We start from the raw sequence: 12,829 nt of genomic DNA on the forward strand, positions 1-12,829 counted from the left end.
GCGCCGCAGCCTATAGTCGCGCCTGATGAGCCGGAAACCCGACAGAGAATTGCGCCGTGGCTGGACCACGGGCGCCTGTGCCACCGCTGCGACGCGGGCGGCGCTCATGATGCTGTGGGGCGAAGGTAAGCCCGAAAAGGTGCGCATCACCTTGCCCCGTGGCGAAAGGCCCGAGTTCGAGGTGGTTGAGGCGCGCCAGGGCGAAGGCTGGGCCGAGGCGGGGATTGTGAAGGATGCGGGCGATGATCCTGACGTCACACATGGCACGCTGATTCTGTCGCGGGTTGAGGCCTCGGGCGGGGGTGTCGTCTTTGTTGGCGGGCGCGGCGTGGGGCAGGTCACAAAACCCGGCCTGCCGATCCCGCCGGGCGAACCTGCGATCAACCCGGTGCCACGCCAGATGATGACCCAGACGGTGGAGGAAATGGCCACGCGGCTGGGTCAGACCCCGGATATTCAGATCACCGTTTCGGTCCCTGCTGGCGAAGAACTGGCAGCGAAGACCTGGAACCCGCGTTTGGGCATCAAGGGTGGGTTGTCGATCCTGGGCACCACGGGAATTGTGCGGCCCTTCAGCTGCGCGGCCTGGATCGCCTCGATCCATCGTGGGGTGGATGTGGCGCGGGCCGAGGGGCTTGCCCATGTGGCAGGCTGCACTGGTGCGACCTCGGAACGGGTGGTGCAGGGGCTTTATGGCCTGCCGGATCACGCCATGCTGGATATGGGCGATTTTGCCGGGGGGATGTTGAAATACATCGCCAAACATCCGCTGCCCCGGGTCTCCATCGGCGGCGGCATCGGCAAGATCACCAAGCTGGCGCAGGGCGCGCGGGATCTGCATTCGGGCCGTTCACAGGTAGATTTTGATCTGCTGGCAGACTGGCTGGGGGATGCGCGGCTGCGAGAGTGTAACACTGCGCTGCAAGCCTATGAGATCATGGGGAAAGATATGGCCGATATGGTCGCCCAGAAGGCGCTGTTTGAGGTGCGAAAAATGCTGCCAGACGGGGTGGAGAGTGATGTGGTTGTGATTGACCGCGCAGGCAAGCTGCTGGCGCGGACAGATGGTGAGGGTGTGCAATGACGGTTTTGTTGCTGGCTGGCACGGGTGAGGCGCGCAAACTGGCTGAAGGGCTGGATCAGGCCTATGTGCCGACGATCGCCTCCCTTGCTGGTGCGACCGAGGCGCCGGCGCCGCTGGCTGTGCCCACACGTGTGGGGGGCTTTGGTGGCGAAGCGGCCTTTCGCGATTTCCTTTTTGGCAAAGATATCAAACTGATCCTTGATGCAACGCATCCTTTTGCGGCGCAGATCAGCGACCGGGCGGCGCGTGTCGCTGCGGACATGGATCTGCCCTATTGCCAGCTGATGCGCCCGCCTTGGCGGCCCGGCCCGGGGGAGTTTTGGACCACGGTGGCGGATGCGGCGGAGGCCTGCGCGCGGATTGCGCCGGGGGCAAAGGTGTTTCTGGCCACCGGCCGCCAGTCATTGCCCGGCTTCATGGCGCTGTCACACAGTGACGTCAGCTTGCGGGTGGTTGACCTGCCTGAGGGGGACTTCCCCATGCCGCAGGGGCGCTACATCACCGGGCGTCCGCCCTTTGATGTGGAGGAGGAGAAAGCACTGTTCACTGATCTGGGCATCGACACGCTGGTGGTGAAAAACGCCGGCGGGGCGGCAGGCAAGGCCAAGCTGCAGGCGGCGAAGGAGCTGGGCATTCGCGTCATCATGATTGCGCGGCCCCCGCAGCCGGCCCCAAAATCTTTGGGTCGACAGGTGGAAACCGTGCAGGAGGCGCTGGACTGGGCGGTGGCTGAGGCCAAAGCGCGGGGCGTGATGCCGTGAGCGCTGTTGGGACTGTGGCTGTGGGGCGGATTATCGAAACGGATGATTGCGTGGCCGAAGGCGTCGCGTGGCTGGGCGCCCATGATCCGGCGATGGCACGGGCCTATGCGGTGACCGGGCCGCTGCCGCTGCGGCGCAAACCCGATGGGTTTGGTGAGCTGCTGTCAGCGATAGTCAGCCAGCAGGTCAGCGTGGCCTCGGCCAATGCGATTTGGAAACGCCTGCAGGATGCGGGCTGTGTTAGTCCCGAAGGTGTTCAGCGCTACAGTTTTGACGATCTGCGCGGGCTGGGCCTGTCACAGCAGAAGGCGCGCTATGCCCTGGCACTGGCTGAGGCGGGGATCGATTATGACGCCTTGCGCGCCGCACCGGACGCGGAGGTCATCAAGGTTCTGACCGCGGTCAAAGGCATCGGCGTCTGGACAGCAGAGATCTATGCGATGTTCTCGCTGGGGCGTGCGGATGTCTTTGCCCCCGGCGATCTGGCGCTGCAGGTGGCGGCGCAGGATCTTTACGGGCTGGAGGCGCGCCCCAAGGAGCGTGAGCTGCGCCAGATGAGCGAAAATTGGAGCCCCTGGCGCGCCGTTGCAGCGCGTCAGCTCTTTGCCTATTACAGGCATGTCAAACAACGGGAAGGGATCAGATGACACGTGTTTTGCAGGCGGGCCGCAAAGAGGCCAAATCCGGGGTGACCCGGTCGGTGGTTGTGTTCCTGCATGGCTATGGCGCCAATGGCGCGGACCTGTTGGGGCTGGCCGACCCGCTGTCAGATCACCTGCCCGATACGCTGTTCATTGCGCCGGACGCGCCGGAAAACTGCGCCGGGGCGCCGATGGGCTATCAGTGGTTCCCGATCCCTTGGATCGATGGCTCCTCCGAGGAAGAGGCCGAGCGTGGCATGGTGCAGGCGGCCGAAGACCTGAACGCCTTCCTCGATGCGGTGTTGGTGGATGAGGATCTGCTGCCCGAACAGATGGTGTTGTTCGGGTTTTCCCAAGGCACCATGATGTCGCTGCATGTGGCGCCGCGCCGTGAGGATGAGATTGCCGGCATCGTCGCCTTCTCGGGCCGGTTGATGTCACCGGATCTGTTGAAGGATGAGGCGATCTCAAAACCGTCGATCCTGCTGGTGCATGGCGATCAGGACGATGTGGTGCCGGTGCAATCGCTGCCGGAAGCCGCCGAAGCGCTGGATGAGGCCGGCTTTAAAGAGGTTTACGCCCATATCATGAAGGGCACCGCCCATGGCATTGCCCCTGATGGCCTGTCGGTGGCGCTGGCCTTCATGCGCGATAAGCTAGGGCTTTAACGCCCTGTTCTGTGGGAGATGATGGGTGAGGGGGCGCTGCCCCCCTTGGCCTGTGGCCAATTCCCCCCGGGGTATTTTGAAAACGTTGAAAGCGCCGTCTGTCATCAAGGCAGGCGGCGTTTGCTGTTTTTTCAAGCGTCATATGGCTGTCATCTCCGTGAGCGAGATAAAGCAGCAGAACTCTATATCATGGGGGTTGTCGGATCGATCCCGGGATATATAGTGTTAAGTAAGGCAAGGATCGGGGGATCCTGTGTGACTTCCTGATCTGCGCCCCGTTTTTAGGGCAGGAGGGATAGTCCCCCATGGATGGCGATTTCAGGCATGAGTTTGTACGTGAACGCGGCGCGTTGAAACAGCACCCGGCGCTGGTGCTCAATGCGGATTACCGGCCGCTGTCTTACTACCCGCTGTCGCTTTGGCCCTGGCAGGAGGCGGTGAAAGCGGTCTGGCTAGACCGGGTGGACATCGTTGCGGAATATGACGCCGAGGTGGCCAGCCCTAGCACCCGAATAAAAATCCCCTCGGTTGTGGTGTTGAAAGACTATGTCAAACCCAGAAAGCGCGTGGCCTTCACGCGCTTTAATTTGTTTTTGAGGGATGAATTTTCCTGTCAGTATTGCGGCAGCCGGGGCGATCTGACCTTTGACCATGTGGTGCCGCGCGCCGCTGGGGGCATCACCAGCTGGGAAAACGTCGTGGCGGCCTGTTCGCCCTGCAATCTGAAAAAGGGGTCAAAATCGCTGCGCCGGGCGGGCATGTCGCTGCGCAAGGTGCCGCGGCGGCCAACAGCGTCTGAGTTGAACAATGTGGGGCGCAAATTCCCGCCCAATATGCTGCATGACAGCTGGATGGATTACCTCTACTGGGACGCCGAGCTGGAGGCGTGAGCAGAGGTTTGACAACTGGGCTTGAAACTGGTCCAAGGCGGCAGATCTTTGACCCATTGGAATCGGGAACCCTGCCATGACCGCCAAACGCCTTGTGATCTCCAGCGATCACGCTGACATCGAGCTGCGCAAGACCATCGCCAAACATGCGGCGGACAAGGGCTGGACGGTTGACGACATCGGCCCGATGACCAGCGAAAGCACCCATTACCCGATCCACGGCAAAGCCGCAGCAGAGAAGATCGTGGCCGGTGAGGCGGATCTGGGCATCGTCGTCTGTGGCACCGGTCAGGGCATCATGATGGCCGCCAATAAGGTTGAGGGTATCCGCTGCGGTGTCTGTTCCGATGTGTTTTCGGCCAAGATGATCCGCGCCCATAACAATGCCAACATGCTGTCGCTGGGCGCGCGTGTGATCGGTGAAGGGCTGGCGCTGGAAATCGTCGATGCCTTCCTGGAGGCCGAGTTCGAAGGCGGCCGCCACGCCACCCGCGTGGATATGATCGAAGGCTGATTTTGCTGTTCGACGCGAATTTTAGAGGCGCCTCCGGAGGGATCTGGGGGCGCTTTTGGGTTTTGATTAAGGGTATGTTGGGAGATGGCTGCCAAACTCACAGACACGCCGCGGGTCTGCCCCGGCTGCGGCGCCGGTCTGGAGCCCTTAGCGGGCCCGCCTATGAGTATGTGATCTTCAGCCCCGCCTGATACGCGCGGTTCGCGGCAGAGCTGGCACATGAATACGTAAATCCCGCTTTGCTGGCGGCACACCGGCTGAGCGTGGACACCTATGCGGTACAGCACCCCGGTGACGGGGCGGAGCGGCGGAAGGTGCAATCCGCCCGTCTGCATTTGGCATGACTGCATCTGGCACGGCTATATGTGCAGCTTGAGGATCATGCGGCTGGGCGGCCGCGTGGCGCAGAGGCGACGAATGCAGTGATGCTGGGGCTGGGGCAACATAAGGCGACGCTGGAGTGGTTGGAGCCGCCGGAGCGGTTTGCCATAACTGTGGCGGATGTCGCGCCTTATGCGGGCGGGCCGGAACATGTGGCGCGGGTGATCACCTGGGCAGAGGCGACATGGGCCGATTGGGCGGCGCATCATGACTATGTGCGCAATTGGGTTGGGCGCTGGATGGGGCGGTGAAGGGCCCGCGTTGCCCTAGGCCTTGCCGCAGGCGGTCTGGATCTGGCCGGGTTGCGCGTAGGGCTGGGCGTCCACGGGATACCAATCAAGGCGTTTGTAGCTCCAAACGTAGGTCTGCTCGTTTGCGGTGGTGAGGCCATGTGCTTCGCGAAGAAAGTCGGTGCGGGTGTGGCGCAGCGACTTGAGGAAGCTTTGGCGCTTGATCTCCGATGCGCCAAGGGCGAGGGCGCGCTGGCACATGAGGGAGCGGCTGTGTTTTTCCGCCATCGGCACTGCCAGCGCCATCGATGCGGTCGTGGCGATGAGCAGCGCCCAGATACGCAGGGGTGGCAAAATTGACAGGATCAGCGCCAGGCCAAGCCCCCCGCCGAGTGCGATGTAATAGAAGTCAGCGTAAAACGTGTAGTGAGTGAGGAGTATGGAGGTAACGGGCACAGCGGTTGGCAGTGGCCAGACGAAGCCGATCACGGCGGCCCAGGCCCCACCCATTGCGACAACGATCAAACTCATGATCAGGGAGAGTTGCAGCGCCAGCGCCCCGAAGATCCAACGCTTGCCTGACTTGAACAGCCCAAGGAGGAGCCAGATCCAAGCTGCCGCGATGAGTAAGAAAAGGAAGGCGATTAATAGTACCACGTTGGTGGACCTTAACGACTAAAAAGAAAAGGCGCCCCCGAAATGCCTTCTGGGGACGCCTTGGAATTCTTAGATCCGTCGGGGATCCGCCAGGGATCAGCCTTCGGCTTTGGCGGCCTTGGCAGGTTTGCCACCCGACAGCGGGTCGTCCTGACGCTGAACGGAGCCTTCGAAATGGGCGCCGCTTTCGATCGCGATGGTCTTGTGGATGATGTCACCTTCGACACGGGCGGTCGAGGTCAGGCGCACCTTCAGGCCACGCACGCGGCCCACGATACGGCCGTTGATCACCACGTCATCGGCAACCACTTCGCCTTTGATGGTGGCGGTTTCACCGATGGTCAGCAGGTGGGCGCGGATGTCGCCCTCCACAGTGCCTTCGACCTGAATGTCGCCGGTGGTTTTCAGATTGCCAGTGATGTGCAGGTCCGAAGACAGCACCGATGCCGGCGGTTTGGCCTTGGGCGCAGTGGGTTTGAAATCCGTCTTGGGCGCCGCGGCTTCGGGGGCTGCGGGCTTCGGAGTTTCGCTGGCTTTGGGGCCGGGTTCGTTGATTTTGCTTTTAGAAAACATCGTTTGCAGCCTTGATATAGATCATTGGGTTTGCAGGCTTGCCGCCCACACGCACCTCATAGTGAAGGTGGGTCCCGGTTGAACGTCCGGTATTTCCCATATCACCGATGCGTTGCCCGCGCGAGACCCTTTGACCGACCTTCACGCGAATTTTCGACAGGTGAGCATAGCGCGTCTCAATTCCAAACTCATGTTGGATTTTAATCAAACGGCCATAGCCCGAGGACCACCCGGCATGAACAATCACGCCGTCCGCGGTGGAATAGATGGGGGTGCCAGTGGGGCCGGCGAAATCCGCCCCCTTATGCAGGCGGCGCCCGCCGGTTTTCGGATCCCGGCGATAGCCGAAGCCCGAGGTAAAGCGCACCGCGTCTTTCACCGGTTTGGCAAAAGGCGCCTTGGAGGCGGCGATACGGTAGAGATTGAGGTGATCCAGCTGGCGCAGGATCCGGTTGGCGCGCAGCTCATCGGCGGACGGCTCTTCCCCTTTGGTGGAGAAGGACATCGGCATCAGCGGGCCGCCCTGACCGTCGTGGTTGGAGCGCACCTGATCGATCAGGCTCTTGGTGGAAAGGCCGGCGGCGCGGAACATCTTGTCCAGCGGTTCCACCGAAATGGTCATCGCATCTTCCAGCTGGCGGAAAATCTGGTCGTTCTGATCTTCCATCAGTTTGATCTGGAACTCCAGATCTTCGGCATCTTTCAGCGCCTGCTTGGCATCGGCCAGGATCTGATCACGCTCGGCGGCAGTGTCCGCCAGCGCGGCAACCATGAAATCCAGCGTGTCATCAGAACCTTCTACCTTGCGGTTCTGGCCCAGCGGATCCCCGATCTGCTGCATCACCGCCAGACGGCCGCGTGCCTCATCGCGCTGATCCATGGTGTCACGCAGGTTGGACTGAATGACCTCAATGCCGGTTTCCAACTCCGCCCGGGCAATTTCCGAGGCCAGTAGCTGGCTCTGCATGTCCGAGATCTGTTCCAGCGCCAGATTGAACCGGTTCTGCGCCGCCATGGCCTCGGCCGCGCGGGTGTCGCGTTCTTCGGCCAGCAGGTTCAGGCGGTTTTCATAGGTGCGTTGATCGCGTTTCGCTTGTTCGCGGAAGTTGCCAGATCCGATGCTGTCCATCAGCAGGATCGCCGTGGCCACAATCGCCCAGGCCACCACCGAGGCGCTGCCTGCAAAGGCAATCAGCTGGGTGGCCGGTCGCAGGCGGATAAACCGCGTGTCGCTGTCCGATCGCAGAAATAAACGACGCTCGGGGAACCAAGGTTCCAGCATGGCATCAAGTTTTGTTGCAAGACGTGTTCTCACCCGTCTGTCCCCTTTGTCCCCACTCGTCGTGGCCCGTTTCTGTGACAGGTCCACCGGCTAAGGTGTTTAACAGCCCACCCGCGTATGGCAACAAATTTAGACGAATAGGGCCGGAATACGGACGTATTTCCGCCGATTTGGCGGAAATTTGCCGATTCTGAAGGGGTTAGAGGGGGCAGAAAGCCGCCGCCACCAACGCACGGATGGTGGCGGATGAAGGGGGGATGCACGCAGGGCGCGCATGCGGGCGGGTATCGTTTGGCCCTTAGGCCGGGCGACCCTTCGCCGGGGTCTGGTCCGCCAGCGGCCAGTAGAAATCGGGCGGCAATCCGGCTTCGGCGCGCTTTTCCTCATTAAAGGGCGGTTTCAGCGCGCCGTGGAAATACTTGCGCACCAGGGCGTGAAACTCATCCTTCGGGTCCAGCTCATGACGGCCACACAGGAAATGGAACCACTTGGAGCCATAGGCGACATGGCCGACTTCTTCGGCGTAGATGACCTCCAGCGCTTCGATGGTGGCGGTTTCCTTGGCGTTCTGGAAGATCTTGATCATGCCGGGTGTCACATCCAGCCCGCGCGCCTCCAGCACCATGGGGACCACGGCAAGGCGGCCCATGATGTCATCCACCGTGTCTTCGGCGGCGCGCCACATGCCGGCATGGGCTGGCATCGCGCCATAATGGCTGCCCATCGCTTCAAGGCAGTCGCATACCATGTTGAAATGTTTGGATTCTTCGTCGGCTGATTTGACCCAGTCATCGTAGAAACCCAGCGGCATTTTGATATGGCCAAAACGCGCGATGATGTCCCAGTGCAGGTCCACGGCGTTCAGTTCGATATGGGCCACCGCATGCAGGATCGCCTTGCGCCCCCCGGGGCTGCCGGGGCGACGACGCGGCACGTCGCGGGGATCCAGCAGCTCTGGCTGCTCCGGGCGGGCCGGGCGCAGGGGTGGTTCCGCTTCGCCCACGGTCAACGGGGTACCGGCCGCGCGGGCGGCAAACCATTCTGCGGCGTATTTATGCGACAGCGCGGTTTTGGCGCGGCCATCGGCGGTGGTGAGAACCTCCACCGCCATCTGTGTCAGAGTTTTCTGGCTCATGCGCCCCTCACTATCGATCTTGGGGCGCTTGTCTCACAGTGCTTTGACCGCGTCCAGAACCTCTTCGACGTGGCCCTTAACCTTTACTTTACGCCATTCGCGTACAATCGCCCCGGTGCCATTAATCAGAAAGGTAGACCGCTCAATCCCCATGAATTTTTTGCCATACATGGATTTTTCCTTCCAAACGCCGAAGTCCTCACAGGCGGTGGTTTCCTCATCCGACAGCAAAGGTATGCCCAAATCCTTCTTCTCGCGGAATTTTGCGTGACTGGCGATACTGTCTTTGGATATGCCGAACACCAGGGCGCCCAGGGCTTCGAAATCTGCTTTCATGGCAGTGAACCCTTGGGCTTCGGTGGTGCAGCCGGGCGTGTTGTCGCGCGGGTAGAAAAACAACACAACCGGGGCCGGGCGCAGCGCCGACAGGGTGACGGGATCGCCGCCATCCTGCGGCAAGGTGAAATCGGGGGCAGGGCTATGTGACACGTCTTGTCCTCTAAATTGAATATGCTTGGCAGTAGGTATAGCCTTGCATCAAGAAGATGAAAGTCATCCGCCCAAAAATGCCGCAGCAAGCGGCAGACGCGGAGAGGGACGAGCAGCAGGAGCGCAAGCGGTGGAGCCCGCACAGACGCCAGATGACCCAAAAGAGGCGCCGGTGACCCAACCCGTCGACGAAGCTGTCGACACACCGGCACCCGCAGCACCGCGTAAACGCCGCCGCCTGTTGCGCGCGGGCCTTTGGAGCTGTGGCTGCATGGGGCTGTTGCTGATTGCGCTGGTCATTGTGGCGTTGCTGCTGATCGGGCGTGAAATGTCGGTCCCGACTTGGATGCACAGCCGGCTGGAGGCGCGGCTGTCCACCATGGTGCCTGGGGCAGAGGTGCGTTTTGAGGGGATCAACTTTGAGGTTTCCTCCAGCCTGAAACCCCGGGTGCTGCTGCAGGGGGTAGAGATTGATGGCAAAGATGGCCGCCCGATCCTGGCCTTGGGCGAGCTGGAAACAGGTCTGGCCGCGCGGCCTTTGCTGGATGGCAAAATGCGGCTGGGCAAACTGCGGGTCTCGGGCGCAGAACTGTTTGTGCGTCGCCGTGCGGACGGGACCTTTGATTTGGCCTTCGGCGCCAGCCTGCCAGAGGTTGAGCAGGCCGCCAGCCCGGCCGAGCTGATCGCCAATCTAGACCGGCTGATGCAAAGCGATGAGCTGCGCCATCTGCGCGATGTCACCGCGGAGGCGATGATCCTGCGGTTTGAGGATGCCCGTGTGGGCCGCGCCTGGACGGTGGATGGCGGCCGCGTCAGCCTGACCCGGGAAGGCGATGATCTGCGCATTCGGGGCGATATGGCGCTGCTGGGTGGGCATCAATATGTCACCACGGTCGAAACCAATTTTGAAAGCAAGATCGGCGAAACCACCGCACGTTTCGGGATGAGTTTTGAGGATATGCCGGGGCCGGATATTGCGGTGCAATCAGCCGCCGTCGCCTGGCTGGAAGCGGTGCAAGCCCCCATTTCCGGTGCGCTGCGCGGCTCGGTCACGCCGGCGGGCGATCTGGGTCCGATCAGCGGCACCTTGCAGATCGCTGAGGGCGTGATCCAGCCCACGGCGGAAACCAAACCGGTGCCGTTCCGCTCGGCCCGAAGCTATTTTACCTTTGATCCGGTCAGCCAGAGCCTCAGCTTTGATGAGTTGACCGTGGACAGCAACTGGGTGTCGCTGAAGGCCGAAGGCAAGGCGGTGCTGCAGGGGCTGGAAGCGGGCATTCCCGAGGCGTTTCAAGGCCAGTTTACCCTGACCGATCTGACGGCCGCCCCCGAAGGTCTGGTGCCCGAGCCAGTGTCAGTTGATCGCGCGGCGATGAGTTTCCGGCTGACGCTGGATCCGTTTGAACTGCATATGGGCGAACTGACGCTGGAGGCCGAGGGTCAGACGTTGGTCGCCAATGGCCGGGCGCGTGCTGCGGAGGATGGCTGGGCGCTGTCGGTTTCGGCGCAGGCGGCCTCCCTGGATCCCAAGGCCGTTTTGCGCCTCTGGCCTGAGGAGTTTCGGGTGAAAAACCGCAAGTGGGTTGCAGAAAACATCTACCATGCGGATATTCGAAACGGCCATTTTGCCTACCGCAAGATGCCCGGGCAAGAGCATGATATCTTTGCCAGTTTTGAGTTTCAGGACGCCAATGTGCGCTACTCGCGCCACCTGCCACCGATTGAGGCGGGCATGGGCCACGGCGTGCTGGAAGGCAAACGTTTCGCGGTCACCGGCGATGGTGGCTATATCACCCCGCCGGAGGGCGGGCGGATCGATATCACCGGCACCACCTTTATTATTCCCGACATCACCATCAAACCCGCCCCGGCGGAGGTTAATCTGGTCGCGCGCAGCAACCTGACCGCGGCGCTGTCGCTGATCAACCTGCCACCCCTGTCGGTGCTGGATAAGGCCGGGCGGGATCTGGAACTGGCAACCGGGCAGGTAGCGGCCACGGGGCAGCTGCGGATGCCGCTGAAAAAGGGCCTGCCGCCGGAAATGGTGCGCTATGAGATTGAGGCGTTGCTGGCTGGCATGGAAAGCACCACGCTGGTGCCGGAAAAGACGCTGCGTGCGGATCGGCTGGAACTGTCGGTGGACAATGACCGGCTGGTGATCATCGGGCCCGGCACCGTGGATGGCGTGCCCTTTGATGCGGTTTATGAAAGTGGCCTCAGCAAAGAAGAACGTGGCAAGGCACAGGTTTACGGCACGGTTGATATCACACCTGAGGCGCTGGAGGCGCTGAACATCACCCTGCCCAAAGGCACCCTGCGCGGTGCGGGTGAGGGGCGGATGACGCTTTTGTTGGAAAAGGATCAGCCGCCGCTGTTTGAGCTGACCAGCGATCTGGCCGGTCTGGGCCTGTCGGTGCCGCCGCTTGGCTGGTCCTTGCCGCAATCGCGCGAAGGGGAGTTTTCCATCCGCGGCGCGCTGAGCAAACCGGTACGGGTTGATGCGCTGTCCCTGCGTGCGCCGGGGCTCAGCGCTGCGGGGCGGCTGACGCTTGCGGCGGATGGCGGATTGAAAAGTGCGCGCTTTGACAGGGTGCAGGCCGGGGGCTGGCTGGATGCGCCGGTGATCTTGACCGGACGGGGCAAGGGCCGCCCGCCTGCGGTCAGCCTGCCTGGCGGCACAGTGGATCTGAGCCGCAGGCCCCCCAGCGCCAATGGTGGCTCCACCGCCGGGGGCAGCACCCCGTTGGAGGTCAAACTGGACCGGCTGCGCATTTCGGATGGGATCAGCCTGACCGGTCTGACGGGGCGTTTTAACGCAGGTGTGGGGCTGAACGGCGATTTTACTGCACGGGTCAACGGCGCGGCGGCGATCACCGGCCGTGTGGCGAGTGCCGGTAGCCGCGCCAGCTATGAGATCCGCAGCGAAGATGCCGGCGGCGTGTTCAAAGCGGCCGGGCTGCTGAAACAGGCGCGCGATGGTGACATGCTGCTGCGCCTGTCGCCGGCCACGCAGCAGGGGCATTACGATGGCACGCTGCAGGTATCAAACACCCGGGTGACTGAGGTGCCGGCGCTGGCCAGCCTGCTGCATGCGGTCAGCGTGGTTGGCGTGTTGGAGCAGATGGCCGGCGGCGGCATCATGTTTTCCGATGTGGAGGCCAAGTTCCGCCTGACCCCGGAGCAGCTGCTGTTGCAGAAATCCTCGGCCGTGGGGGCCTCGATGGGGATTTCGATGGATGGGATCTTTTACCTGAAGTCGGGCACGATGGATTTTCAGGGCGTGTTGTCACCGGTCTATATGTTCAACGGCATCGGCGCCATTCTGACCCGTAAGGGCGAAGGGCTGATCGGCTTTAACTATCTGCTGAAAGGGTCGGCAGAAAATCCGCGGGTGCAGGTCAATCCGCTGTCGCTCTTTACACCCGGCATGTTTAGAGAGATATTCCGCCGCCCACCGCCGCAGGTGGGGCAGTAACCGCAGGCCTATCTGCTTTGCCCCAAGCTGCCTATGCCCCAAGCCGCCT

At 62.0% G+C, this 12,829-nt stretch carries 12 protein-coding genes and 1 pseudogene; 8 read left to right on the top strand and 5 right to left on the bottom strand.

What is annotated here, in order from left to right; all coding sequences use genetic code 11:
- Window positions 1–25: 25 nt before the first annotated feature.
- The 7 genes and pseudogenes from ACORLH_RS09840 to ACORLH_RS09870 all read left to right on the top strand — a co-directional run.
- Window positions 26–1,084, top strand: a complete 1,059-nt coding sequence (locus tag ACORLH_RS09840; RefSeq protein WP_321832508.1) for a cobalt-precorrin-5B (C(1))-methyltransferase — start codon at window positions 26–28, stop codon at window positions 1,082–1,084.
- Window positions 1,081–1,845 carry a cobalt-precorrin-6A reductase gene (locus ACORLH_RS09845; protein ID WP_321832509.1) on the top strand — a complete coding sequence of 255 codons (765 nt, stop codon included), beginning with the start codon at window positions 1,081–1,083 and terminating at the stop codon, window positions 1,843–1,845. The genes ACORLH_RS09840 and ACORLH_RS09845 overlap by 4 nt, the downstream gene beginning before the upstream one ends.
- A gap of 14 nt (window positions 1,846–1,859) precedes the next feature.
- Entirely contained in the window at window positions 1,860–2,492 is a 633-nt protein-coding gene (locus ACORLH_RS09850; protein ID WP_321832805.1) for a DNA-3-methyladenine glycosylase 2 family protein, read from the top strand.
- A complete protein-coding gene (locus ACORLH_RS09855) occupies window positions 2,489–3,154 on the top strand; it encodes an alpha/beta hydrolase (RefSeq protein ID WP_058241877.1) in 666 nt (221 codons plus the stop codon). The genes ACORLH_RS09850 and ACORLH_RS09855 overlap by 4 nt, the downstream gene beginning before the upstream one ends.
- 305 nt (window positions 3,155–3,459) lie before the next feature.
- The gene (locus ACORLH_RS09860; RefSeq protein ID WP_321832510.1) at window positions 3,460–4,044 is read left to right on the top strand and encodes an HNH endonuclease; all 585 of its coding nucleotides are present in this window, start codon (window positions 3,460–3,462) and stop codon (window positions 4,042–4,044) included.
- A 76-nt stretch (window positions 4,045–4,120) separates the two neighbouring features.
- Entirely contained in the window at window positions 4,121–4,558 is a 438-nt protein-coding gene (gene rpiB / locus ACORLH_RS09865) for a ribose 5-phosphate isomerase B (RefSeq protein ID WP_321832511.1), read from the top strand.
- 206 nt (window positions 4,559–4,764) lie between these two features.
- Window positions 4,765–5,190: pseudogene (locus tag ACORLH_RS09870) on the top strand (DUF5946 family protein); the annotation flags it as partial.
- Between the two features lie 15 nt (window positions 5,191–5,205).
- Here the strand turns inward: ACORLH_RS09870 and ACORLH_RS09875 are convergent.
- From ACORLH_RS09875 to ACORLH_RS09895, 5 genes are all read right to left on the bottom strand, one after another.
- Window positions 5,206–5,826, bottom strand: a complete 621-nt coding sequence (locus tag ACORLH_RS09875) for a hypothetical protein (RefSeq protein WP_321832512.1) — start codon at window positions 5,824–5,826, stop codon at window positions 5,206–5,208.
- A 96-nt stretch (window positions 5,827–5,922) separates the two neighbouring features.
- On the bottom strand, window positions 5,923–6,399 hold the full coding sequence (locus tag ACORLH_RS09880; RefSeq protein WP_321832513.1) for a polymer-forming cytoskeletal protein: 477 nt from the start codon (window positions 6,397–6,399) through the stop codon (window positions 5,923–5,925).
- Window positions 6,389–7,714, bottom strand: a complete 1,326-nt coding sequence (locus tag ACORLH_RS09885; protein ID WP_321832514.1) for a M23 family metallopeptidase — start codon at window positions 7,712–7,714, stop codon at window positions 6,389–6,391. The genes ACORLH_RS09880 and ACORLH_RS09885 overlap by 11 nt, the downstream gene beginning before the upstream one ends.
- Before the next feature lie 265 nt (window positions 7,715–7,979).
- Window positions 7,980–8,816 carry a ferritin-like domain-containing protein gene (locus ACORLH_RS09890; RefSeq protein WP_321832515.1) on the bottom strand — a complete coding sequence of 279 codons (837 nt, stop codon included), beginning with the start codon at window positions 8,814–8,816 and terminating at the stop codon, window positions 7,980–7,982.
- A gap of 33 nt (window positions 8,817–8,849) precedes the next feature.
- On the bottom strand, window positions 8,850–9,305 hold the full coding sequence (locus ACORLH_RS09895; RefSeq protein WP_321832516.1) for a peroxiredoxin: 456 nt from the start codon (window positions 9,303–9,305) through the stop codon (window positions 8,850–8,852).
- Between the two features lie 172 nt (window positions 9,306–9,477).
- On the opposite strand from ACORLH_RS09895, the gene ACORLH_RS09900 reads away from it, so the two are divergent.
- Window positions 9,478–12,780, top strand: coding sequence for an AsmA-like C-terminal region-containing protein (locus ACORLH_RS09900; protein WP_321832517.1), 3,303 nt, complete (start codon window positions 9,478–9,480; stop codon window positions 12,778–12,780).
- The last annotated feature ends 49 nt before the right edge of the window (window positions 12,781–12,829 follow it).

It is taken from the genome of Thalassovita sp. (genome assembly GCF_963691685.1).
Classification (GTDB): Bacteria; Pseudomonadota; Alphaproteobacteria; order Rhodobacterales; family Rhodobacteraceae; genus Thalassobius.

What these genes read in the sequence shown, in the direction of transcription:
- ACORLH_RS09840 (WP_321832508.1), top strand. Translation starts at nt 26, where the DNA reads ATGAGCCGGAAACCCGACAGAGAATTGCGCCGTGGCTGGACCACGGGC.
- ACORLH_RS09845 (WP_321832509.1), top strand. Translation starts at nt 1,081, where the DNA reads ATGACGGTTTTGTTGCTGGCTGGCACGGGTGAGGCGCGCAAACTGGCT.
- ACORLH_RS09855 (WP_058241877.1), top strand. Translation starts at nt 2,489, where the DNA reads ATGACACGTGTTTTGCAGGCGGGCCGCAAAGAGGCCAAATCCGGGGTG.
- ACORLH_RS09860 (WP_321832510.1), top strand. Translation starts at nt 3,460, where the DNA reads ATGGATGGCGATTTCAGGCATGAGTTTGTACGTGAACGCGGCGCGTTG.
- rpiB (WP_321832511.1), top strand. Translation starts at nt 4,121, where the DNA reads ATGACCGCCAAACGCCTTGTGATCTCCAGCGATCACGCTGACATCGAG.
- ACORLH_RS09880 (WP_321832513.1), bottom strand. Translation starts at nt 6,399, where the DNA reads ATGTTTTCTAAAAGCAAAATCAACGAACCCGGCCCCAAAGCCAGCGAA.
- ACORLH_RS09890 (WP_321832515.1), bottom strand. Translation starts at nt 8,816, where the DNA reads ATGAGCCAGAAAACTCTGACACAGATGGCGGTGGAGGTTCTCACCACC.